Annotated in this window: 16 protein-coding genes; 13 read left to right on the forward strand and 3 right to left on the reverse strand. The window is 72.8% G+C overall.

What is annotated here, in order from left to right:
- Nucleotides 1-113 precede the first annotated feature (113 nt).
- The 4 genes from OG747_RS29560 to OG747_RS29575 all read left to right on the forward strand — a co-directional run bounded on the left by OG747_RS29560 (nucleotide 114) and on the right by OG747_RS29575 (nucleotide 3,678).
- Complete coding sequence (locus OG747_RS29560; RefSeq protein WP_405882419.1) at nucleotides 114-1,337, forward strand: NADP-dependent malic enzyme; 1,224 nt, start codon at nucleotides 114-116, stop codon at nucleotides 1,335-1,337.
- A 414-nt stretch (nucleotides 1,338-1,751) separates the two neighbouring features.
- Nucleotides 1,752-2,717 carry a zinc-binding dehydrogenase gene (locus OG747_RS29565; RefSeq protein ID WP_405882420.1) on the forward strand — a complete coding sequence of 322 codons (966 nt, stop codon included), beginning with the start codon at nucleotides 1,752-1,754 and terminating at the stop codon, nucleotides 2,715-2,717.
- A gap of 170 nt (nucleotides 2,718-2,887) precedes the next feature.
- Nucleotides 2,888-3,097 carry a helix-turn-helix domain-containing protein gene (locus OG747_RS29570; RefSeq protein ID WP_010984411.1) on the forward strand — a complete coding sequence of 70 codons (210 nt, stop codon included), beginning with the start codon at nucleotides 2,888-2,890 and terminating at the stop codon, nucleotides 3,095-3,097.
- On the forward strand, nucleotides 3,097-3,678 hold the full coding sequence (locus OG747_RS29575) for a Clp protease N-terminal domain-containing protein (protein WP_405882421.1): 582 nt from the start codon (nucleotides 3,097-3,099) through the stop codon (nucleotides 3,676-3,678). Before OG747_RS29570 ends, OG747_RS29575 begins: the two co-directional genes overlap by 1 nt.
- A gap of 117 nt (nucleotides 3,679-3,795) precedes the next feature.
- Here the strand turns inward: OG747_RS29575 and OG747_RS29580 are convergent, their stop codons facing one another.
- Together OG747_RS29580 and OG747_RS29585 are read right to left on the reverse strand one after the other, a co-directional pair.
- Nucleotides 3,796-4,959 (reverse strand): helix-turn-helix transcriptional regulator, encoded by a 1,164-nt coding sequence (locus OG747_RS29580; protein ID WP_405882422.1) that lies wholly within the window; start codon nucleotides 4,957-4,959, stop codon nucleotides 3,796-3,798.
- Nucleotide 4,960: 1 nt separating this feature from the next.
- A complete protein-coding gene (locus OG747_RS29585) occupies nucleotides 4,961-5,974 on the reverse strand; it encodes a DUF4097 family beta strand repeat-containing protein (protein WP_405882423.1) in 1,014 nt (337 codons plus the stop codon).
- Between the two features lie 247 nt (nucleotides 5,975-6,221).
- Here OG747_RS29585 and OG747_RS29590 point away from each other — a divergent pair, with 247 nt between their 5' ends.
- Nucleotides 6,222-7,049, forward strand: a complete 828-nt coding sequence (locus OG747_RS29590; protein WP_405882424.1) for a hypothetical protein — start codon at nucleotides 6,222-6,224, stop codon at nucleotides 7,047-7,049.
- Between the two features lie 74 nt (nucleotides 7,050-7,123).
- Here the strand turns inward: OG747_RS29590 and OG747_RS29595 are convergent, their stop codons facing one another.
- On the reverse strand, nucleotides 7,124-7,306 hold the full coding sequence (locus OG747_RS29595) for a DUF6104 family protein (protein ID WP_005312030.1): 183 nt from the start codon (nucleotides 7,304-7,306) through the stop codon (nucleotides 7,124-7,126).
- Nucleotides 7,307-7,476: 170 nt separating this feature from the next.
- Between OG747_RS29595 and OG747_RS29600 the strand changes: the two genes are divergently transcribed.
- The 8 genes from OG747_RS29600 (at nucleotide 7,477) to fxsT (ending at nucleotide 21,400) form a co-directional block, all read left to right on the forward strand.
- Complete coding sequence (locus OG747_RS29600; protein WP_405882425.1) at nucleotides 7,477-7,986, forward strand: CU044_2847 family protein; 510 nt, start codon at nucleotides 7,477-7,479, stop codon at nucleotides 7,984-7,986.
- Nucleotides 7,983-10,385: a trypsin-like peptidase domain-containing protein gene (locus OG747_RS29605; protein WP_405882426.1), complete on the forward strand. Its 2,403-nt coding sequence runs from the start codon at nucleotides 7,983-7,985 to the stop codon at nucleotides 10,383-10,385. Before OG747_RS29600 ends, OG747_RS29605 begins: the two co-directional genes overlap by 4 nt.
- A 217-nt stretch (nucleotides 10,386-10,602) precedes the next feature.
- A complete protein-coding gene (locus OG747_RS29610) occupies nucleotides 10,603-11,736 on the forward strand; it encodes an AAA family ATPase (RefSeq protein WP_405882427.1) in 1,134 nt (377 codons plus the stop codon).
- Between the two features lie 7 nt (nucleotides 11,737-11,743).
- Nucleotides 11,744-15,136 (forward strand): SAV_2336 N-terminal domain-related protein, encoded by a 3,393-nt coding sequence (locus tag OG747_RS29615; RefSeq protein ID WP_405882428.1) that lies wholly within the window; start codon nucleotides 11,744-11,746, stop codon nucleotides 15,134-15,136.
- A 27-nt stretch (nucleotides 15,137-15,163) separates the two neighbouring features.
- A complete protein-coding gene (fxsA, locus tag OG747_RS29620; protein ID WP_405882429.1) occupies nucleotides 15,164-15,355 on the forward strand; it encodes an FxSxx-COOH cyclophane-containing RiPP peptide in 192 nt (63 codons plus the stop codon).
- A gap of 197 nt (nucleotides 15,356-15,552) precedes the next feature.
- Complete coding sequence (locus tag OG747_RS29625) at nucleotides 15,553-16,761, forward strand: FxsB family cyclophane-forming radical SAM/SPASM peptide maturase (RefSeq protein WP_405885742.1); 1,209 nt, start codon at nucleotides 15,553-15,555, stop codon at nucleotides 16,759-16,761.
- Nucleotides 16,761-18,248, forward strand: coding sequence for an aKG-HExxH-type peptide beta-hydroxylase (locus tag OG747_RS29630; RefSeq protein ID WP_405885744.1), 1,488 nt, complete (start codon nucleotides 16,761-16,763; stop codon nucleotides 18,246-18,248). Before OG747_RS29625 ends, OG747_RS29630 begins: the two co-directional genes overlap by 1 nt.
- A gap of 140 nt (nucleotides 18,249-18,388) precedes the next feature.
- A complete protein-coding gene (gene fxsT / locus OG747_RS29635; protein ID WP_405882430.1) occupies nucleotides 18,389-21,400 on the forward strand; it encodes an FxSxx-COOH system tetratricopeptide repeat protein in 3,012 nt (1,003 codons plus the stop codon).
- Nucleotides 21,401-21,468: the final 68 nt, after the last annotated feature.

Genomic DNA, 21,468 nt, shown 5'->3' on the forward strand with positions numbered 1-21,468 from the left:
GTCGCGTATCCGCCCGTACGCAACCACGGCGGTTGGGCATACGCGGTGCCCGCCCACCCCTCAACCAGGAGTGGTCACCCTCAAATCAATGAAGACTTAAGGGGTAAAACAAAGTGGCAGCGGAGATCGTCAATCCTCGCAGCGACAGCAGTACCGATCAGGAGGGCGGGGCCGAGCCCCTCGATTCCTTCGACCCTGCGTTCGCGCTGCACCGTGGCGGCAAGATGGCCGTGCGGGCCACCGTGCCCATCCGTGACAAGGACGACCTGTCCCTGGCGTACACGCCCGGCGTCGCGAAGGTGTGCAGCGCCATCGCCGAGCAGCCCGAGCTCGTTTACGACTACACGTGGAAGTCGTCCGTCGTCGCTGTGGTGACGGACGGGACGGCTGTTCTGGGGCTGGGGGACATCGGTCCCGAGGCTTCCCTTCCGGTCATGGAGGGGAAGGCGATTCTGTTCAAGCAGTTCGGCGGGGTGGACGCCGTGCCGATCGCGCTGGACTGCACCGGCGTCGACGAGATCGTCGAGACCGTCGTCCGGCTCGCTCCTTCGTTCGGGGGCGTCAACCTGGAGGACATCTCGGCGCCGCGGTGCTTCGAGATCGAGCGGAAGCTTCAGGAACGGCTGGACATCCCCGTCTTCCACGACGACCAGCACGGGACCGCGGTCGTGACGCTGGCGGCGCTGCGGAATGCCGCGAAGCTGACCGGGCGGACGCTGGCGGATCTGCGGGCGGTGATCTCGGGCGCGGGTGCGGCCGGGGTGGCCATCGCCAAGTTCCTCCTCAAGGCCGGAATCGGGGACGTCGCCGTCGCCGACCGCAAGGGGATCGTCTCGGCGGACCGGGAGGATCTGACCGAGGTCAAGCGGGAGCTCGCCGAGATCACCAACAAGGCGGGGCTCACGGGTTCGCTGGAGTCGGCGCTCGCGGGTGCGGACGTTTTCATCGGCGTTTCCGGCGGTACGGTGCCGGAGCCGGCGGTGGCGTCGATGGCGGAGGGTGCCTTCGTCTTCGCGATGGCCAACCCGAATCCCGAGGTGCACCCCGAGATCGCCCACAAGTACGCGGCCGTGGTCGCCACCGGGCGGTCGGACTTCCCCAACCAGATCAACAACGTGCTGGCGTTTCCCGGGATCTTCGCGGGGGCGCTTCAGGTGCGGGCGTCTCGGATCACGGAGGGGATGAAGATCGCGGCGGCGGAGGCGTTGGCTTCGGTCGTCGGGGACGACCTTGCCGCGGATTATGTGATTCCGTCGCCGTTCGATGAGCGGGTGGCGCCGGCGGTTACCGCGGCGGTGGCCGCGGCTGCTCGGGCGGAGGGTGTCGCCCGCCGCTGACGCGGAGGGTTCACCGCTTACGCGCGGTTCCTGTGGCCTCGCCGGGAGTTTCTCCGGCGGGGCCATTTTCGTACCCGGGCTCACCCACGCTCACCCACGCTCACTCGGGCTTACTCGGGCTTGCCCCGGCTTACTCGGGGGTTACTCGGGGGTTGGGCCGGGCGCAGCCCCACCGTCCCGCAGCCGAGCACATCGGGGTGGGCGGGCATTCGGGGCGAAGCCCCGCCCGAGGGCGCGGGGAACTGCGCGACCACCCCCCCACCCGCGGCCGAAGAACTACCTGGCGGGGCCTGGGGGCGCAGCCTCCGGGGGACGGGACGGGACGGGACGGGACGGGACGGGTAGGGGTGGCGGGATGCGTGTCACAGGGGGACATGGTTCCGTCGGGAGGGGGCGGAGCCTATCGTCAAGGTCATGTTCGCTGCCTACGCCGCCCGGATCGACCGTGACCACCCGCTCAATGGCCTGGAGTTGGGGGAGCGGCCGGCCCCCGAACAGCGGCCGGGCTGGACCACCGTGAACGTCAGGGCCGCGTCCCTGAACCACCATGACCTTTGGTCCCTCCGCGGAGTCGGCCTCGCCGAGGACAAGCTGCCGATGATCCTCGGGTGCGACGCGTCCGGGGTCGACGAGGACGGCAACGAGGTGGTGCTGCACTCCGTCATCGGACAGACGGGGCACGGGGTCGGCCCCAAGGAACCCCGTTCCATCCTCACCGAGCGCTACCAGGGCACGTTCGCCGAACAGGTCTCCGTCCCGACATGGAACGTCATCCCGAAGCCCAGGGAACTGTCGTTCGAGGAGGCCGCCTGTCTGCCGACCGCGTGGCTGACGGCGTATCGCATGCTCTTCACCAACGCCGGGGTACGGCCTGGCGACTCCGTCCTCGTTCAGGGGGCCGGCGGCGGCGTGGCGACCGCCGCGATCGTGCTCGGCAAGGCCGCCGGGCTTCGGGTCTTCGCCACCAGCCGTGACGAGGCCAAGCGGAAGCGGGCCGTCGAACTGGGGGCCGTGGAAGCGCTGGAATCCGGCGCGCGGCTGCCGCAGCGGGTGGACGCGGTCATCGAAACCGTCGGTGCGGCCACCTGGTCGCACAGCGTCAAGTCGCTGCGGCCCGGCGGCACTCTGGTCATCTCCGGCGCCACGAGTGGCGACCGTCCCGCGCACGCCGAGCTCACCCGCATCTTCTTCCTCGAACTCAAGGTCGTCGGCTCCACGATGGGCACCAAGGACGAGCTGGAGGATCTGTTGTCCTTCTGTGCCGCCACGGGGGTGCGCCCCGTCATCGACGAGGTGCTTCCGCTCGATCGGGCCCGGGAAGGGTTTGAGCGGCTGGCGGCGGGCGATCAGTTCGGGAAAATCGTGCTTGCGGTGGGCTGAGGCGCGGCTGAGACGCACGGCTGGGGGGCGGGGCTGAGGAGCGGGGCGGGGGCCGCGGGGCTTTCGGCGGCGGGTTCGGGATCTTCCCGAGCCCGCCGTCTGCGTGTCCGGGCAGGAAGGGCTGTCAATCGTGGTTGACGTCATCGAGGTGTCAATGTAGGTTGACAGATATGACCGAAGCAACGGATCTCGCCGAGCGTGCGGGTGACCGCGATCCGCGGATCGGGCTGCGGGCCGTCTCCGCGCTGCGGAGGCTGCTGGAGCAGTTGGAAGCGGTACAGGTGCGCAGCGCGCGCAATCAGGGCTGGTCGTGGCAGGAGATCGCCGCGGAACTCGGAGTGAGCAGGCAGGCCGTGCACAAGAAGTACGGGAGGCAGTGATGTTCGAGCGGTTCACGAAGGATGCCCGGGCTGTGGTCGAGGGGGCGGTCGGGCACGCCGAACGGGCAGGTGCCGAGACGGTGGACGAGGAGCATCTGCTGCTTGCCCTCCTGGAACGGGAGGGCGGCCGTGGGTCGTTCGCGTTGGCGTCGCTCGGGATGGCCGGGCGTCGTGACGCGGTGGAGCGGGCGCTTGCCGAGGCGCGTCGGCGGGGTGGACTCTCCCGCGCCGATGCGGATGCGCTGTCGGGGCTCGGGATCGACGTCTCGGAGATCGTCTCCCGGGTTGAAGAGGCGCATGGGGCCGGGGCGTTGGGGGCGGGACGGCGGAGTGGAGGGATGAGCGGTGGAGGGGCCCGGTGGTCCAGGCGCCGGCCGTTCGCCCGGGGGGCCAAGGAGGTGCTGACGCAGTCCCTTCGGGTGGCGCTTGCCCGTCATGACCGGCATATCGGCGACGAGCATCTGCTGATGGCTCTCACCGTTCGGCCCGGTGTGCTTGCGGAGGTGCTCGCCGATCACAGGGTCACGTTCGAGACGGTGACGCGGGTCCTGTACGGCGGTGGGGGGGCCAAGGCGGGGTGAGGTGGCGTGGGCGGGACCGGGGTGGGTGAGACCGCGGGTGGCTGAGACCGGGGGATGGGGGTTCCGTCTCGCTTCTGCCCCGGCCCGCCCACCCCCCCCGTGTCGCGATGGCGAGACTCAGTCTTTCTGGGTGCGCAACGTCGCCCCGATATGGGCCGCCGCCGTCGACAAGTGGCGGCGGGCCGAGCGGAGTTGGTCCTCCGTCACCCCGTGGTCGCGGGCCGCGTCGCGGATGTCGTCGCGGAAGCGGTCCAGGAGGCGGTCGAGGTCGCGGGCGGGGTCGCCGGTGGAGTCCTCGTGGGCCCAGGAGGGTTCGTAGTCGGCGGGGAAGTCCTCGGGGGTGAAGGTGTAGCCGGGGTCCTGGGGCTTCCCGGCGGCCCCCGAGGCACCGGCGGCACGCGGGGCACCGGAGTGGTCGGTGGGAGTTTCCGTCGGTCCTGTGCGGCCTGAGCCGAAGTCCTTGGCGAAGTCCTTTCCGAAGGTCTTGCCGAAGTCGCCGAACTCCTTGGCGAGTTCCGTCAGGCCCTCGCGGACCCCCGTCGGCCAGTCGCCGCGCGCGAAGTGGTCCTGGACCTGGTCCTGAACCCGCTTGGCCATGCGCTGCATCTCTTCCTGGGCCTGGGCGCGGACCTTCTCCTGGGCCTCCTTGGCCTGGCGCCGTGCGCGCTGGGCCTCGTCGCGGGCACGCCGGCTCTCGTCCTTCGCGCGCCGGGCCTGTTCCTTCCACTCCTGCTTGACGCGCCGCATCTCCTCCTTCGCGACCCGCCACGCTTCCTTGTCGTGGTAGTCCCCGAAGCCCCCGTATTCTCCGGAGTTCCCGCCGGCTCCGGTGTCTCCGCCGCTTTCCCCAGCTCCGAACTTGCCCGTGGTGCCCGCCGTACCTCTTGTGCCGCGCCGGGCCTCCGAGGCCGCCGCTCGCATCTCGCGGCGCAGATCGCCGGCCGCGCCCCGTACGTCGGCGCGGATCTCCGCAGCGAGTTCCGCGACCGACTCGCGGATCTCCAGCTCCAGGTCGGCCAGTTCGCCGCTTCGGTCGGCCAGTTCGGCGCGGCCCGCGTCCGTGATCGCGTACACCTTGCGGCCGCCCTCGGTGGTGTGGGTGACCAGGCCTTCGGCCTCCAGCTTGGCGAGCCGCGGGTAGACGGTGCCCGCTGAAGGCGCGTACAGGCCCTGGAAGCGCTCCTCCAGGAGTCGGATCACCTCATACCCGTGGCGCGGGGCCTCGTCCAGCAGCTTCAGCAGATAGAGGCGCAGACGGCCGTGGGCGAAGACGGGGGGCATGTCAGAGCACCTTCTTGTCGGTCGGGCCGGACGCGGTCGGGCCGGACGCGGGCGTGTCGGTCGGGGCCTGCGGTGTGGGTGAGGTGTCGGCTGTGTCCTGCCGTGCCGGATCGTCCTCGTGCCGATCGCCGCCGTACGGATCATCCTTGTGCGGCTCGTCCCCGTACGGCTTGTCCTCGTACAGCTTGTCCTCGTACGGCTCGTCCTCCGTCGGTGGCCTGCGGAGCAGGGCGATGGAGCCGGAGGCGGTCATCGCCCTCAGCTTGCCGTTGCCCGCGCCCAGTCGGCCGGTGATCTTCTTGGCACCCCACTGGCCGCTGACCCGGAGGTCCTCGAAGGCGCTGGAGACCGTGCCGCTCGCGGTGTTGGCCTCCACCTCGGCGTCCGCGGGGTGGGGGAGGCGGATGGCGATCTCCCCCGAGACGTTCGTCAGGCGGACGTCGGTGGGGGTGCCCTTGGGGTCGAGGTCCACGATCATCGAGCCGGTCACCGATTCGGCCCGCACGGAGGAGCCCGAGGCCTCGACCACGGTCAGGTCCCCGGAGACGGAGTTGAAGCGCAGGTCGCCGGTGACGGCCTGGGCCTCCAGGCTTCCGGACACGGTGTCCACCCGGACGGGGCCGGCCACGCGTACGAGTGTCGTGTCGCCCGTGACGCCCTTGACGTCCACCAGGCTCTCCATCCCGGAGACCATGGCGGCGGCACCGACCACGCCCACCTCGACGCGCGTGCCCGCCGGGACGGCCAGCGAGACCACCGCGCTGCGGCGCCAGCCCTTGCGGTCGAGCCACTTGAGGAAGCCCTTCCAGGGCAGATCCTCGTACGCCACCGTGAGCGTGCCGTCCTGCTGGGTCACCTGCAGCGGCGGGCCCTCCAGCTCGGACACCTCGAGTCGGGCGGAACCCTCGTCGGTGCCCACGACGTTCACCGTTCCGTTGACCACGCGCACATGGAGTGTCGTCACGGGGGCGTCGAAGGTGAGCTTCCTCGGCTCTGCGACGGACCACTCGGACATGGTGCAGACCTCCCAACGACCGGACCGGACCACGCCGGGGCGCGGAGCCGGACTCGACGCGCCATATCGCGTCTTCCGTTATTCACGATATATCGCGGCTACGGAAAGTCAAGACACTCGTTCGGGGTGTGCGAGGCACTCGTTCGGGGGTGCGGGGCGTCGATGGCCGGGGCGTAAGAGAGTGAACGGTCAGGGCATGGGGGAGTAAAAGGGGCGATTCGCTCCGCGGGCGACCTAACGTATGACCATGTCCACGACGCCCGACGCGCCGCACGCCAAGGCCCCCGGCGCCCTGCTGCTCTGCCGGGCCGGGCCCGAGTCCGTCGGCCCCGCCGCCCAGCTGTTGCGGGAGCGGATGCTGCTCACCAGGGCGGGCCCGGAGTGGAGCGTGCTGGTTCCCGAGGGGAGGCCCTGGCTGGACGGCGCCGAACCCGTCGACCGCGTGGTCACGGGGTGGGCCTCCGCCCTCGCCGTCAGCGTCCCCTGGCCCGTACTGGCCCTCTGGTGGGACGCCGACCGCAGTGGACTCACGCTCGCCTCGGGGTTCCGCCGCAGCGTGGGCTACGAATGGCTGGCGAACGGCACCCCGGTCGGCGAGGACGAGGCGATGCGCACCTTCGCCGCGCGGCTCGGCCTCGAACCGGTCCTCGACGTGCAGGCGCTCAACGCGCTGACCCAGCCCGACTCGGCGGCGGACGCCCGCGCGCGCATGCGGGGGCTGCTCGCCGTCCTCACGCGCGCGGGGGTGGTGCTTCCGGCCGGGCTCAGTCCCGGGGAGTCCACCGACCGGCTCCGTGACGTGGCCCGGATCCAGCCCGGTGCCGAGCAGATCGAGTGGAATGGGTGGCGTGCCGCGGTCCGCGCCGAACTGGACGCCGTCGAAGGGAGCACCTTCGGTTCCTGGGCGCGTGGGCCCCGGGCCCGGGTTCTCGCGGCCGGGGAGCTGGCCGTCGGGCTGCCGCTCACCCTGTGGGGCCTGCGGCGCCGCAGTGGCGGGTGGATCGTCGGGGGGGCACTCCTGACACTCCACGGCGCGCTCGGACTCGCGTACGACCAGCTGCGCGCCTTCGACTGACGCTCACCGGCCCGGTGAGCCTCCAACGGTCCCCGTACGCGAGTCCCCGTACACGAGTCCCCGTACGCGCGGATCTACTCCTCGTCGTCCTCGTCGTCCAGCCGGGCCAGCCAGGTCGCCAGCCGCTCCACCGGGACCTCGAAGTCCGGATTGAGGTCGACGAACGTACGCAGCTGCTCGGCGAGCCACTCGAAGGTGACCTCCTCCTCGCCGCGCCGCTTCTCCAGTTCCTCGATGCCACGGTCGGTGAAGTACATGGATGGTGCTCCGTCGGTGAAATTGAAGTGGAAGGGTGGGAAGAAAAGGATAGGTGGGGGGCGCACGGAGCGCGGAGGTCCTCTGTCGCGGGCGCCCCCCTGCGGCTACCCTGCGGCAACCGACGAGCGGTACCACGGGGGCGTGGGGGAACGGGGAAACGGGGGATGTCATGGGTGATGAAGTGACCCGGATCGCACGGATCGAGATGCCGGACGGGACGCCGGTGTGGGCCCGGATATCGGGGGCCGAGGAGCTGGAGGAGCCGTCCGGAGAGCTGTCGTTCACGGACGTCGGGTTCGGTGAGCGGGTGGAGGCGCAGGTCGAGAGCCTGCAGTCGGTGATCACGAGCGTCGCGCGCTCGCTGGCGGCGCCGCTGCGCGCCGTGCGGCCCGACGAGGTCAGCGTCGAGTTCGGGATCGAGCTGACGGCGAAGGCCGGCAAGGTGGTCGGCCTCCTCGCGGACGGCGAGGCCAAGGCCGGGCTCACGGTGACGCTCACCTGGAACGGCGGTCCACCCGACCTCGATGACATCGGGGACACCAGGGACACCAGGGACCCTGTGCGTCCCGCGGATCCCGGGGGCCCCGACGGCAGTGGTGGCGGTGGTGGCGGGGGCGCGTCCTCCGGCGCCCGGGCGCACGGGGGCACAGGCGACGGCTCCGTCGGGGGCCGGGCATGACGGACGGGCACGCCCGGGGCGCACCGGGTGGCCCCGAGAACGCTCACCGTGCGCTGCGTGATCTCGTCATGGCGGCCACGGTGCGCATCCATCGCGCGGGGGCCGGGTATGACCTGGAGGAACCCGGCACGTTCCTCGGGAGCGGATTCTTCATCGCTCCGAACTGGGTTCTCACCTGCGCACACGTGGCACGGAGTGGGGAGGGGGGCGAGGTCACCGTGGTCTACGAGACCGGGCCGGGGCGCGGTACGTCCGCCGTCGCCGGTGAGGTGGCGACGGTCCTTCCGGAGACTCCTCCGGAGGCTCTTTCGAAGGCCCTCGCCCGGCACTCCGGGCGGGCCCCGCGGGGCAACTGGCCGTCTCCGGACCTGGCGCTCGTCCAGCTCCGCGAGCCCGTCGACCACGACTGCGCGTACATCACCGAACGCCCGGCGTCCTACTACGGCGAGGCCACCGTCCTCTACTCCGGCTGGTCCGTGGTGGGCGGGGAGCTGCGCCGGCTGATCGGGACCTGTTCGGTGCAGGGCACCCTCGGCGGCTGGTCCACGGACGAGCAGATACGGCTGGGCGGCGACGTCCTGCCGCCCGGCGTCTCCGGCGGGCCGGTGGTGGATCCCGTACGCGGGGAGGTCGTCGGCGTCCTGAAGTCGCAGGCGGACCGGGGGCTGGGCGGCACCTCCACGGGGGTGGAGCAGTTACGGTCCCTGCCCGTCCCGGCGGACGGGGTGCGGGCCGAGCACGACGACGTGTACCAGGCGGTCTTCCATGCCCACGACCGCTACCACCGGGACCGGCAGCGGCATCCCGACTCCGATCGCAGCACCTGGGCCGACGTCCAGGGTCAGCTGGGTGCCCGGCCCGGCCGGGCGCTGAGTCCGGACGAGCGGACCCAGTTGCTCGGCAGGCTCGCCGACCTTCCGCCCCCGGTCAGCACCCGCGCCCTGCTCGGTCTGCTCGAATCCCTCCTCGGCAGCCAGGCCGCGATCCCGCATCCGGCGCCGCGCGGCTGGCGCGACGGCCTCGGGGCGCTGTACGAGAGCTCGCGCCAGGACGGCGCGCTGGAACTCGTCCTCGACTACGCGATGCGCGTGATGTCCGCCGAGCGCCCCTTCGTGGCGCCCGGCACGCAGAGCGCGGAGCGGGCTCTGTGGGAGTGGGTGCGGCAGGCCGCGGAGGGACTCGGTCTGCGCTACCGGCGCGATCTCGCGCAGCGGCGCATCGAGCTGCTCCGGCTGCCGCACCGCTTCCAGGGGCTGGACCAGCGGCCGCCGGGTCCCGGGCGGTACGACGCCAGGGATGCCAGGGATGTCAGGGACGCCAGGGACACCGTCGACGTGGTCCATGACGCGCCGGGCGGCCGGGACGCCGTACCCGACTCGGCCGGAGGAGCCGAGGTAGCGCCGGCGCACGGCGCCGACCGTGCGCCGGGTCTGTCCGCGCTGCTCGAACTGGTGCAGCGGGGCTGGGAACCGGACCGCTGCGACTGGCGGGTCTCGGTGGCCCACCCGAACGGAGAGGTCGTACGGCTGCACGAGGCCGAGCGCACCCCGCTGGCCGAGCTCCCCGCCACCCTCGCGGCCCCCCTCGCGGAGGCCTTCCGCCGCTGCGACGAGCCCGGGTTGCCCGCCGTCCTCCAGGTCGCGCTGCCCCATCTGCTGCTCGGCCTGGAGGTCGACGCCTGGCAGCTCCATCCGGACGAGCCGCCGCTCGGCGCCCACCGGCCGGTCGTCGTGCGCTGCGCCGACCGCGAGCAGCTGCCCGACGGGGAGGACGCGGCCGCCTTCGGGAGCAAACAGACCGCCGACGAGGGCGACGAGGGGCAGAGCCGGGCGCGGGGCCACGTACCGAACCATGGAGAAGGCCAGGTACCGGGCCACGTACCGGGGCAGGGGCATGGCGAGGGGCACGGCGAGGGACACGGTGAGGACCGCGACGAGGATCATCTCGAACGTGAGGCCCGCTGGCGGTGGATCCACTCCTACGGGGCGGAAGCCGAAGTTCTGGACTGTGAGGACGGGTTGCGGGTACCCGTGCCGCCCGCGCAGTCGCTGCGCGGGCTGCCGCACCGAACGGTTCCGGTGCTCTGCCGCTACGGCGACCAGCGGTTCGAGGACGATCCGGTGGCGCTGGTGCGGATCGTGCACGGAGGGTTCGGGGTCGCGCTGTGGCGGCGCTGGCGGGGGAAGCCGGATGCCGTGTGCGGGGAGTTCCATCGCAGGGCGGGTGACACCGTGGCGGGCGCGGGCAGCGCGGAGCGGCTCCCGGAGCTGGTGCGGGCCCTGCGGGCAGGGGTACGGGCCGGCCGCGCGGAGACGTACTGGGCCGACGGCATCGCCCTGTTCTACGACGATCCGCGCCGGCCGCTGCCCGGCACGGGCGATCTGTTGGAGGCGCCATGAGATCACCAGGCGCGCCGCGCCGACGGGCTCGCACGAGGTGTGGTGAGGCCCTTACGAGGTGTGGCGAGGCCCTTACGAGGTGTGGCGAGGGTCGATACCGTGATGCACGTTCGACGACCGCCGTGGTCGTCGGCGCCGAGGGGCGTGACGAGGACCGCCATGGTCGTCCGCGCCGAGAGGTGCGACGAGTGACGACGAGGACTGGGTGGACTGGGCAATGACCGAATCCAGCGAGTGGCTCATCTACCGCGGCGCCGGTGAGCCCCACGACGGCATAGACCGCCTCCCGGCCCCACCCCCCTGGCGCGACTTCGCGAGCCGGGACGCGGCCGGGAAGGACGGCGAGGGGAACGGCGGCGCGAACGGCGACGGGGACGGTTCCCAGGACCGCAGGCTCGGCGCGCACCGGCACCTGGCCGAACTGCACCGGCCGGGCGCCGAGGAGCTCGAGATGATCAACGCGGCGCTCTATCTGCGCCGCCCCCTGCTCGTCACCGGCAGCCCCGGCGCGGGCAAGAGCACGCTCGCGCACTCGGTGGCGTACGAACTGGGTCTCGGCCAGGTGCTGCGCTGGCCCATCGTCAGCCGTTCCACCCTTCAGGACGGGCTCTACCACTACGACGCGATCGCCCGGCTCCAGGACGTGCAGATCGCGGCGGGCGGGGCACCTCGGACGTATCGGGCGCCTGAGACACCTGAGACACCTGAGGCGTCTGAGACACCTGAGACGCCGCCGCAGGCACCTCAGACGCCCGGGGCGGTCGCGCCCGGCTCCGTCGAGGGCATCGGCAGCTATATCCGGCTCGGCCCCCTCGGTACCGCGCTGCTGCCCTCCGACACCCCGCGCGTGCTGCTCATCGACGAGCTCGACAAGAGCGACATCGACCTGCCGAACGACCTGCTCAACGTGCTGGAGGAGGGCGAGTTCGCCATCCCCGAGCTGGAGCGCATCGCCGACCGGCTGCCCGGCGGCGAGGCCGAGGTGCTCACCGCCGACGGCACCAAGGCGCGGGTGCGCGACGGCCGGGTGCGCTGCCGCGCCTTCCCGTTCGTGGTGCTCACCAGCAACGGCGAGCGCGACTTCCCGGCCCCGCTGATGCGCCGCTGCATCCACCTGGAGCTGGGCCGGCCCGACCACCAGCGGCTTGCCACCTTCGTACGGGCCCATCTCGGCCTGGAGGCGGCGCGCGCCGGGGACGACCTCATCACCCACTTCCTGGAGCGCTCGCGCAGCGAACTGGTCGCCGCCGACCAGCTGTTGAACGCCATCTACCTCACCGACGCGGCCGCCCCGCCCAGCCGGGACCGGCTCGCGGACCTGCTCATCCAGCGACTCGACCGCCCGAGGTGACGTGCTGATGCCCGACGCCGCGGCGCGCCACGGACCCTCCCTGCCTCCCGACGTGCCCGACCTCGGGGGGAGCGGCGGCGACCCCATCGCCGAACTCGTCGCCCGGCTGCGGCAGATCGGGCTCGATCCCGACGCCGACCAGCTGTGCGACGCGCTCTGGCTGGCCCGCTGGGCGCGCCCCACGGACGGCGCCGAGGCGGGGGAGGACGGCGGGCTTCCCTCCGGTGACGTGCCCGCCGGGCGCGACTTCGCCGGGCAGCGCCCGACGGCACCCGACACCGCCCCGGTGCCGCCCGCCGAGCGGGCCGCCGCGCCGCCGGTCACGGGGACGGACCGGCGGGTGGCGCTGTACCCGCTGCCGCGGGGCGGCGGGGCGCGGACGCGCGGCCCCGGCCGGGCGACGGCGCTCCCGGTGGGGGTGCCCGCCGCGCCCGCGTTCCCCTCCCCGCTCGAACTCCAGCGCGCACTGCGGCCGTTGCAGGGCTATCGGACCGCCGCGCCGCCGCTGCGCACGACCCTCGACGAGACGGCGACGGCGGAGCTGAGCGCCCGCGCCGGGGGCCTGGTGCTGCCCGTCTTCCGCGGGGTGACCCGGGCCGACGCGGCGCTCCAGCTGGTGATGGACGCGTCCTCCTCGATGCGGGTGTGGGACCGGATGTTCGCCGAACTGGAGCAGGTCTTCGGCCAGTTGGGCGCCTTCTGGGACATCCAGGTCAGCCATCTGCACCAGGGCCCGGACGGCGAACCGGCGGTCAGCCGCAGCCCGGAGGCGGGGGCCGCCCCACTGCACTCCGCGGACCGGCTGAGCGATCCCACGGGCCGCCGGATCACCCTCCTGGTCAGCGACTGCGCGGGCCCGCTGTGGCACAGCGGCCACGCCCACCGGCTGCTGTACCACCTGTCCCGGCAGGGCCCCGCCGCCGTACTCCAGCCGCTGCCGCAGCGCATGTGGAACCGGACCCGACTGTCCGTGTCGTACGGCGAGTTGACCCGCGGCGAGGGCCTCGCGGGCGCGGCCACGCTGAAGGTCCGCCTCCCGACGGGCAGCCCGCCGGACGCGCGCGGCGGCGCCCTCCCCGTGCCGGTGCTGCCGCCGGAGCCCACCGCGCTCGGCGCCTGGGCGCGGCTGCTGTCCGGGACCGGTGCCGGTCCGGTGGCCGGCGCGGTCGGCTGGGTGCGCCCGGACCACCCGCCCGCCGCGGCCGCCCGTCCAGGGCGCCGGCTGTCCGCGCTCGAACTGGTCAGCCGCTTCCGCTCCAACGCCTCCAAGACCGCCGGACGGCTGGCCGGCTACCTCGCGGCGGCGCCGCTCAGCCTGCCCGTGATGCAGCTCGTCCAGCGGACCATGCTCCCCGACTCCGGCCCGTCCGAACTGGCCGAGGTGCTGCTCAGCGGCCTGATCTCACGGGCCAAGGCGGAGGAGTACGGGGCGGACGGCGCCCAGTGGTACGAGTTCGCGCCGGGCGTGCAGGAGGCGCTCCTGTCGCCGCTCGGCCGGGACGAGGCCATGCTCGTGCTCAAGCACTGCTCCGAGTACATCGAGCAGCGCTTCGGCAAGGGCGGACCCAACTTCCCCGCCCTGGCGCTCGCGCAGCTCGGAGACGGCGGTTCCGGGCGTCCGTACGCGCCGGGCGCCGCCTACCCCGGCGAGAACGGCGACAACGGCGACAACGGCGGCGCCGCCCTGGTCCCGCAGCCCTTCGCCGAGGTCGCCGCGCGCGTCCTGGAGCGCTTCATGCCGCTGCCGGAGCAGTTCGCGCCCTACGGCGGCCGGGGGCGCGCGGACCTGGCCGACGACCGGCCCACGCACACGGCGGTGATCCGCGCCCGGACCCTGGTCGCCCAGTTCGACACGGACGGCATGGTTCAGGACCTCATCGACGCCGTCCAGCTGCTGCGCGGCGCCACCGAGCACGAGCGGCCGGCCGGTGCCGACCCCGAACTGTGGGCCGAGTACGCCAACTGTCTGCTGCGTCTGTGGGAGGTGCAGGGGGGTGCGGAGTTGCTGAGGGAGGCGGAGGCGGCCGCCGAGCGCGCCGTCGCGCACCCGCGCGCCCTGCGCGAACGGGCCGTGCTGGCCCGGGTGCTGTACGCCGCCGCCACCGACCGCAGGCGGCGCGGCGACCGGCACGGCGCGCTCGACCTGCTGCGCCGTGCCGACCGTGAGTACGCCGTCGCCTGCGCGGCACCCGAGCTGGAGACCACCGAGGCCCTGCGGCTCACCCTGGAACGGGTGCGCGCGCTGGAGGCCCAGTGGCGGCTCGGCGGCGACAGCGCGCTGCTGCAGGGAGCGGTCGGCATGCTGGAGGCGTTCGCCGACGCCTGGCCCGACCGGCGCAGCCGCCCGCCCGAACTCCCGCTGGCCCACGGCCGCGTCCTGCTCCGCCTCTCCAGCGCCACGGCCGACCCCGAACAGGCCCGCCTCTACGCCGAACAGGGCGTCCACTCGCTCAGCGACGCCCTCGCACCGGGCCCCGAGCCCACCCTGCCCGTCTCGGGCGAGCCCTCCCGCGACCGCGTCCGCATCCTCCTCGACCTCGTCGACGCGATCCTGAAGTCGGGCGGCGCGCTGGACGAGGCGCAGACCCGCGTCGACGAGGCCCTCGGTCTCACCCGCGACCAGGGGCTGCGCGCCTCGCTGCGGGTGCGCGCGGGGCGCATCCGGGTGGCGCGGTACGCCGAGACGGGCGACCCGCGCGAGCTCCAGCAGGCCGCGGACCACTTCGAGCGGGCCGCGCGCGGGGTGCCCCGTGACGCCCCCGCACACGCCGACGTCCTCGCCGAGTGGGGTGAGGTACTGCTGCGCCGGGCGGTGCTCGACAACGGCGCCGCCACGCGCGAGTCGCTGTCCCGGGCGATCAGGGTCCTGCGCGACTGCCGTACGGAGACCCCGGCTGGCAGCGGCGAACTGGCGTACCGCCTGCTGCTGCTCGGCAGGGCGCTGATGCTGCGCCACCGGACCCGGGGCGACCGCGTCGACCTGCGCGAGGCCGAGCACCTGTTCGGGCTCGCGGCGGCCGAGGCGACCGAGGCGGACGATCCGCTGCTGGCCGCCCGCTGCTCACTCGAACTGGGCCAGGCCCAGTTCGAGGCATACCGGAGCCTGGGCCGGCCCGCGCGGCTCGACGAGGCCGTCGACGCCTTCCGCGGCGCCGCGGAGTCCGCGCGCGAGGCGGAGCAGGCGGCGGAAACCGACCGGCGCCGTCAGGAAGCCGTGGAGTTGAGTGCGCAGGCGCACCACTGGCGGGGTATGTCCTACCAGGCGGCGTCCCGCCCCCGCGCGGCCCGCGAGGAGTATCGGGCGGCGCGGGCGGAGTGGGCGAGGATGCCGGAGGGTGCGGTGGGTACGGGGGAGCCGACGGCCGGGGAGACGGCGCGGCGGCTGGCCGAGCTGGAGTGACCGAGGCCGATACACGAGGGGCAGGGCATGGACGTACGGGACGAACCACCGGGTGCCGAGGAGCGGTTCCCGGATCTGCTCGGGCTGGATCTGCTCGGGCTGGATCTGGCGGATCTGAGGACGATCCAACACCCGGTGCTGGCCGAGGTGCTGGAGGATTTGACAGAGCGGGCCGGGCAGCCGGGCGAGATGCTGTGGGGGTTCAACAACGCCTTCTGACGCAGAGAGCAGAAGAAAAGGCGGTCAGTACGCGCCTGGAGAAAGACAGTTCCGGTCTGACCGGCGGTTGAACCGGACAACTTCCATCGGGTCGCGTTTGTGCCGGGGCCCCGTCAGGGAATGCGGCCCCGTACGGCAGGGGGCCGTGGCGCGGGACCGCGGGCCGTACGGCATGGGGGTGCGGAGTGTCTGAAGAGGTGACCTCCGTCCCGGCACCCGAACCGGCCGCCGCCCCACCCCGGGCGCCGGAACCACCGTTCCCGTTCCGGCAGTTCATCGTCAAGGTGCACGGCCGCTGCAACCTCGCCTGCCGCTACTGCTACCTCTACGAGGGCCCCGACCACACCTGGCGCACCCGCCCCGCCGCCGCCCCGCCCGACGTCCTGGACCGCACCGCGGACCGCGTCGCCGAGCACGCCCGCGCGCACGGCCTGACGGCCCTCTCCCTCGTCCTGCACGGCGGCGAACCCCTGCTCGCGGGCGTGGACACGCTCGCCCGCCTCACCGACCGCGTCCGCGACCTGGTCCCGGACCCCCGCGCCGTCCACGCCACCGTCCAGACCAACGCCACCCTGCTCACCGAGCGGCGGCTCGCGACCCTGGCCCGGCACGGCATCCGCGTCGGCATCAGCCTCGACGGCGGCCTGTCCGCCCACAACACGCGGCGCACCGACCACGCCGGCCGCCCGTCCTGGCCCGCCGCCTCGCGAGGCGCCCGCCTGATCGCCGACCGCTTCCCCGAGGCGTACGCCGGAATCCTCACGGTCGTCGACCCGGCGACGGACCCGGTCGAGACGTACGAGTCCCTGCTCGCCCTGCGGCCACCGGCCCTCGACCTGCTGCTGCCGCACGGCAACTGGTCGGCCCCGCCACCGCATTGGCGGCCCACGGGCGCCCCGTACGGCGACTGGCTGTGCGCCGTCTTCGACCGCTGGTGGGGCGCCGGACGGCGCGAGACCCGGGTGCGGCTCTTCGAGGAGTGCATCGCCCTGCTGCTCGGTCTGCCCGCCGCGACGGAGTCGCTGGGCCTGGCCCCGTTCGACGCGGTGGTCGTGGAGACGGACGGCTCGATCGAACAGGTGGACTCCCTCAAGTCCTGCTACGAGGGGGCCGCGCAGACCGGCCTCGACGTCTTCCGCCACCCCTTCGACGAGGCACTGCGCCACCCCGGTGTCGCGGCCCGGCAGGCGGGCGCCACCGCGCTGGCCGCGCGCTGCCGGGCCTGTCCACTGCTGTCCGTCTGCGGCGGCGGACACTACGCGCATCGATACCGGGCGGGGGACGGCTTCGCCAACCCCTCTGTGTACTGCGGTGACCTGCAGCGCCTGATCCGTCATGTGGCCGGGCGGCTCGCCGCGACCGCTCCCGCCTCCTCCCGTGCCTCTTTCGAAGGGGGTGTCCTGTGATCCTTCCGGTGGTCCCGGAGCAGGCCCTGGGTGAACTCGGCCGCACCGAAGGCAGCCCCGAGACCCTCGGGCTGCTGGTACGCGATCAGCACACCCGGCGGCTGCTCCTGCTGCGCGCGGTGCTCGACGCCGCCGAGGCGGCCGACCCCGCGGTCTGCCCCGTCGAGGCCAAGGTCCGCCTGCGGGAGGACTGGGCGCTGCTGGAGGAGGCGGACAGAGGGGCGAGGCCCGGCCGACCGTGGTCTTCGGCGTACCCCGGAGCGGGGGCGGAGGGGGCCGTCGCGGCCGGGGGCTCCACGCTCTCACCCGTCCGCACCTGCCTCCTGCACCCCCTCGTCGGACCGTGGGCCCGGCAGTGTCTGCGCGGGCTCGCCGCGGGGAACGGGCCGCGTGCGCAGCGGGACACGCGCGAACCGAGCCAGGACCTCGCCCACTTCAGCGCCCTCGCCGCCGTTGCCGCCGCCCGTGCCGGGCTCTCCTACGCGGTACGGCTGCGCGCACGCGACGGAGCGCTCACGCTGCCCTCCCTGGGCACGCTGCGCACGGCCGTGCCCGGCGACACCGCGGTCGACGTCGTCCACCGTCGCCAGAGCCTGACCCTGCGTCAACCAGGTGAGACGGACGTCGTCGTGCGCCTGCAGAGCGGTTTCGGCGCGTGGTCCGACGCCGCCGCCTGGACCCCCGCGCACGCGCTGCCCGGCCTGCTGCCCGGCTCCGACCCCGTACCGCTGGACGACCTCGACCCGTACCGCACCGCGCGTGGCGCCCCCGGTCACCACACGCTGAGCGGGCCGGTCACCCTCGACGACGCCGAGCGCAAGCGCTGGCTGCACTCCTGGTCGGGCGTCGCGTCCGCGCTGCGGCTCGGTGGCGAGTACCGCGTCACGGAGGCCGAAGCCCTGCTGCGCTGTCTGGTCCCGCTGTCCGCGCCGCCCGGCTCGATTCCCGGCGGCCGTACCACCGGCAGCTGCAGCGGCACCCGGCGCGAGGCCTTCGGCGCCGTCCTCAGCAGCACCCCGCCCAGCCCCACGACCTTCGCGGCCACCCTGGTGCACGAGTTGCAGCACACCAAACTCGCCGCGCTGAGCGACATGCTGACGCTCCATCACGCCGGACCCCAGGCACGCTACTTCGCGCCCTGGCGCCCCGATCCGCGCCCGTACGACGGGCTGCTGCAAGGTGCCTACTCCCACCTCGCCCTGGCGGACTTCTTCCAGCGCCGCGCGCTCGTCGGTACGCACCCGGCCGACCGGGACTCCGCCTGGGCCCAGCACGCCCGCTACCGGGAGCAGGTCGGCGCCGTACTGCCGGCCCTCGTCGGATCGGGCGATCTCACCGGGCAAGGGCGCCGGTTCGTCGACCAGATGGTCGTGGTGTACGAACGGATGGCCGAGCATCCGGCGCCCCGCGGACAGGCGGCACGGGCGGCGGCGTACGTCCGGGCGGCCCGCGCACTGTGGACGCAGCGTCATGCACCCGCCGAATAATCCGGGTTGCCGGACGTGGAGCGATCCTTGCGCCAAGATCGTCGCTTGAAAAGGAACCGTGGAGTGAGCGACTGGTTTCCGACAGTGCCTATCGCGGGGCTTCACCCAGGTTCTAAAATCACGCGCGGGGAGGCCGCTGCATGTCTGGAGCTCGTACGCCGGTCGGGCCCACCGAAAGGGGGGCCGCGAGGCAGACCGTCACGATCAGCTTCGCCGGTTTCAACCGGGCCTGGGCGGCCTGGATCGGGGATCGTCTGAAGCGGCGCGGCCTGCGCGTCAACTTCCTGCTGTGGGAGTCTCCGGCCGAGGTTCCCCTCGTCGAACTGCTGCGCGACCTGAAACTCGCCGAGGGCCGGATCCTGGTCGTCGTCAGCGAGTGGTACTTCCAGCTCGGCCCGCGCACCCACGAGGAGTGGAACGCGGCCCTGCGCGAGGTCGTCGTCCCCGACCCGACGCGTTTCGCGGCCGTCTCGGTCACCACGGCCTCGGTGCCCAGCGCCGCCGCGGTGCTCGCCGCCGTCGACCTGACCAACACGGGCGCCGACGAGGCGGAACGGCGCGTCCTGGAACGCCTCGACCTGCCCGGCGACCCGCTGCCCGAGTCCGCGGACAGCGCCCTGAGAGGCCCCCGCTTCCCGGCGGCCATGCCCGAGGTATGGGGCGGCGTGCCGCGTCGCAACACCCGCTTCACCGGCCGCGAGCGGCTGCTGAACCAGGCCTACCACCTGTTCCAGGGCGCCGAGGCCGGCGCGGGCGTGGTCACCATGCACGGCATGTCGGGGGTGGGCAAGACACAGCTCGCCGCCGAGTACGTCTACCGCTTCGGGTCCGAGTACGACGTGGTGTGGTGGGTCAACGCGGAGAAGCGGGTCACCTACCGGCGCCGACTGGCCGAACTGGCACCGCAGTTGGGGCTGTCCACCGGGGCCGAGTACGGCGAACGGCTGCGCGCGGTACGGGACTCGCTGCGTCGCGGTGAGCCGTACTCCCGCTGGCTGCTCATCCTGGACGGCGCGGACGAACCGGACCAGATCTGGGACCTCGTACCGACCGGTCCCGGCCATGTCCTGATCACCTCCCGCAACCCGGAGTGGAGCGAGCACAACAGCAAACTGCTGGAGGTACCGGTCTACGCGCGCGACGAGTCGGTGGCCTTCATCCGCCGCAGAGCGCCCCGGCTCACCGAGCCCGAGGCCGACCAGTTGGCCGAGGCCCTGGAGGACCTGCCCCTCCTCCTCGACCAGACGGCGGGCTGGCTCAACGACTCCGACCTCTCCGTGCAGGACTACATCGCCCTCCTGGAGGGCGGCATCGACGGGGACGTCGTCAAGGTGTCCGCGGACTTCCCGGTCGCCTTCCAGACCGCCTGGTCGATACTGCTGAACAAACTCCGCGACACCGTCCCGGAGTCCGTCGACCTGCTGCGCCTGTGCACCTTCTTCGCCCCCGGCTTCATCCCCGTACGCCTCCTCAAGGAGATGCCGCACGACGAGCTGCCCGAGCAGATCGCGGGCCTCCTGAACGACCCGCTGCTGTGGAACAGGGCGATCAACCAGCTCCGCCAGTACTCGGTCGTGCGCCTGGAGTCCCACGAGACGGGCACGGACGAGACCGCGTCCTCCGGAGAGTCTCTCTACCTGCACCGCATGGTCCACCAGATCGTCCACAAGGACATGCCGGACGAAGACCGCCGCGAGTTCGTCGACGTGGTGCGGCGGGCCCTCGCCGCCGCCGATCCGCGGCGCCCCACGGACACCCGGCTGTGGCCCGGATACGCGGAGATCGTGCCGCACCTGAAGTACGCGGACGTGCTGCAGAGCAAGGACTCCGCCGTGCAGGGGCTGGTCTTCAACTGTCTTCGCTACATGTACATCTCGGGCGAGTACAACGCGGGTATCAAGTTGGCCGAACGGGCCATGGAGGCCTGGCGGACGCTGCTCGGCGAGAACCACCCCCGGATCTGGGAACTCACCCACCACTACGCCAACCTGCTGCGCGCGGTCGGCGACTACCAGCGCACCGAGGCCATCGAGCGCGCCGCCGTCGAGCACCTGCGCGAGGAACGCGGACCCCAGGACCTGGAACACCTGCGCGCCGCCACCGGTCTCGCCGCGGACCTGCGGGGCCTGGCCCGCTACGACGAGGCGTTGGAGCTCTGCCAGTGGATTCTCACGGCGTACCACGACCTTCTCGGTGAACAGGACTCGCGCACCCTGGGCGCGCAGAACAACCTGGCGGTGTCCCTGCGGTTGCTCGGCCGCTACGAGGAGGCCCTGGACATCGACCGGCGCACCATGGAGTCGCGACAGCAGTTCCTCCGTGGCCGGCACCCCTGGACTCTCTCTTCGCGGATCTCGTACGCGACGGATCTGCGGCTCCTGGGCCGCTACCAGGAGGCGGCGTCCAGCCAGACGGAGAGCCTGCGCGAACACCGCATCGTCATGGGCGACGACAGCCCGCAGACTCTGGACGCCGAACACAACCTCGCCCAGTGCCAGTACCGCAGCGGCGACCGCCGGGCGGCGGGGCGGCTGTTCGCCCGGGTGCTGGAGCGCAGTGAGCGCGTGCTGGGCGAGACTCACCCGGACACGCTGAGGTTCGCGGCCACCACCGCCTGTTTCGTGCGCGAGCACGGCGACATCGACCAGGCACGGGAGCTCGGCGAATCCGTCATCGCCCGCTACGAGGTGATGCTCGCCGAGGGCCATCCCTACATCGCCGGTGTACGGGCCAACCATGCCCTGGTCCTGCGCAGCGTCGGCGAACGCGACCACGCGCACGTCGTCATCGAAGAGGCGCTGGCCGACATGACCGCGGCGGTCGGCGAGCACCACCCCTGGACGCTCGGCTGCGCCATCGACGCCGCCGCGCTGCGCAACCTCATCGGCGACCCCGAGTCGGCCGCCGCGCTCAGCCAGGACGCGGTCACCCGGGCCACCGAGTCCCTGGGGCGCACCCACCCGCTGACCCTCTCGGCCCGTATCGCCCTCGCCGCCGACCTGCGCGGGCTGCGGGACCGTCAACAGGCCGAAAAGGTCGAACAGGCAGCCCTCACCGACCTGGCCGCCACCCTGGGCCCCCAGCACGTCCACACCATCTCGGCCCGCTCCCGCAACCGCCCGTACTGGGACTTCGAGCCCATCTCGACCTGATCCCCGGGTGTCCGCCCCCGGGTGCGCATAACCCCTCGCGCACCGAAGGGCCCGGCCCCCAGTCCGAA

The organism is Streptomyces sp. NBC_01384 (assembly GCF_045040035.1).
GTDB lineage: Bacteria > Actinomycetota > Actinomycetes > Streptomycetales > Streptomycetaceae > Streptomyces.

Coding starts and splice junctions, on each gene's coding strand:
- OG747_RS29565 (WP_405882420.1), top strand. CDS start 1,752: ATGTTCGCTGCCTACGCCGCCCGGATCGACCGTGACCACCCGCTCAAT.
- OG747_RS29570 (WP_010984411.1), top strand. CDS start 2,888: ATGACCGAAGCAACGGATCTCGCCGAGCGTGCGGGTGACCGCGATCCG.
- OG747_RS29575 (WP_405882421.1), top strand. CDS start 3,097: ATGTTCGAGCGGTTCACGAAGGATGCCCGGGCTGTGGTCGAGGGGGCG.
- OG747_RS29580 (WP_405882422.1), bottom strand. CDS start 4,959: ATGCCCCCCGTCTTCGCCCACGGCCGTCTGCGCCTCTATCTGCTGAAG.
- OG747_RS29585 (WP_405882423.1), bottom strand. CDS start 5,974: ATGTCCGAGTGGTCCGTCGCAGAGCCGAGGAAGCTCACCTTCGACGCC.
- OG747_RS29590 (WP_405882424.1), top strand. CDS start 6,222: ATGTCCACGACGCCCGACGCGCCGCACGCCAAGGCCCCCGGCGCCCTG.
- OG747_RS29595 (WP_005312030.1), bottom strand. CDS start 7,306: ATGTACTTCACCGACCGTGGCATCGAGGAACTGGAGAAGCGGCGCGGC.
- OG747_RS29600 (WP_405882425.1), top strand. CDS start 7,477: ATGGGTGATGAAGTGACCCGGATCGCACGGATCGAGATGCCGGACGGG.
- OG747_RS29605 (WP_405882426.1), top strand. CDS start 7,983: ATGACGGACGGGCACGCCCGGGGCGCACCGGGTGGCCCCGAGAACGCT.
- OG747_RS29610 (WP_405882427.1), top strand. CDS start 10,603: ATGACCGAATCCAGCGAGTGGCTCATCTACCGCGGCGCCGGTGAGCCC.
- OG747_RS29615 (WP_405882428.1), top strand. CDS start 11,744: ATGCCCGACGCCGCGGCGCGCCACGGACCCTCCCTGCCTCCCGACGTG.
- fxsA (WP_405882429.1), top strand. CDS start 15,164: ATGGACGTACGGGACGAACCACCGGGTGCCGAGGAGCGGTTCCCGGAT.
- fxsT (WP_405882430.1), top strand. CDS start 18,389: ATGTCTGGAGCTCGTACGCCGGTCGGGCCCACCGAAAGGGGGGCCGCG.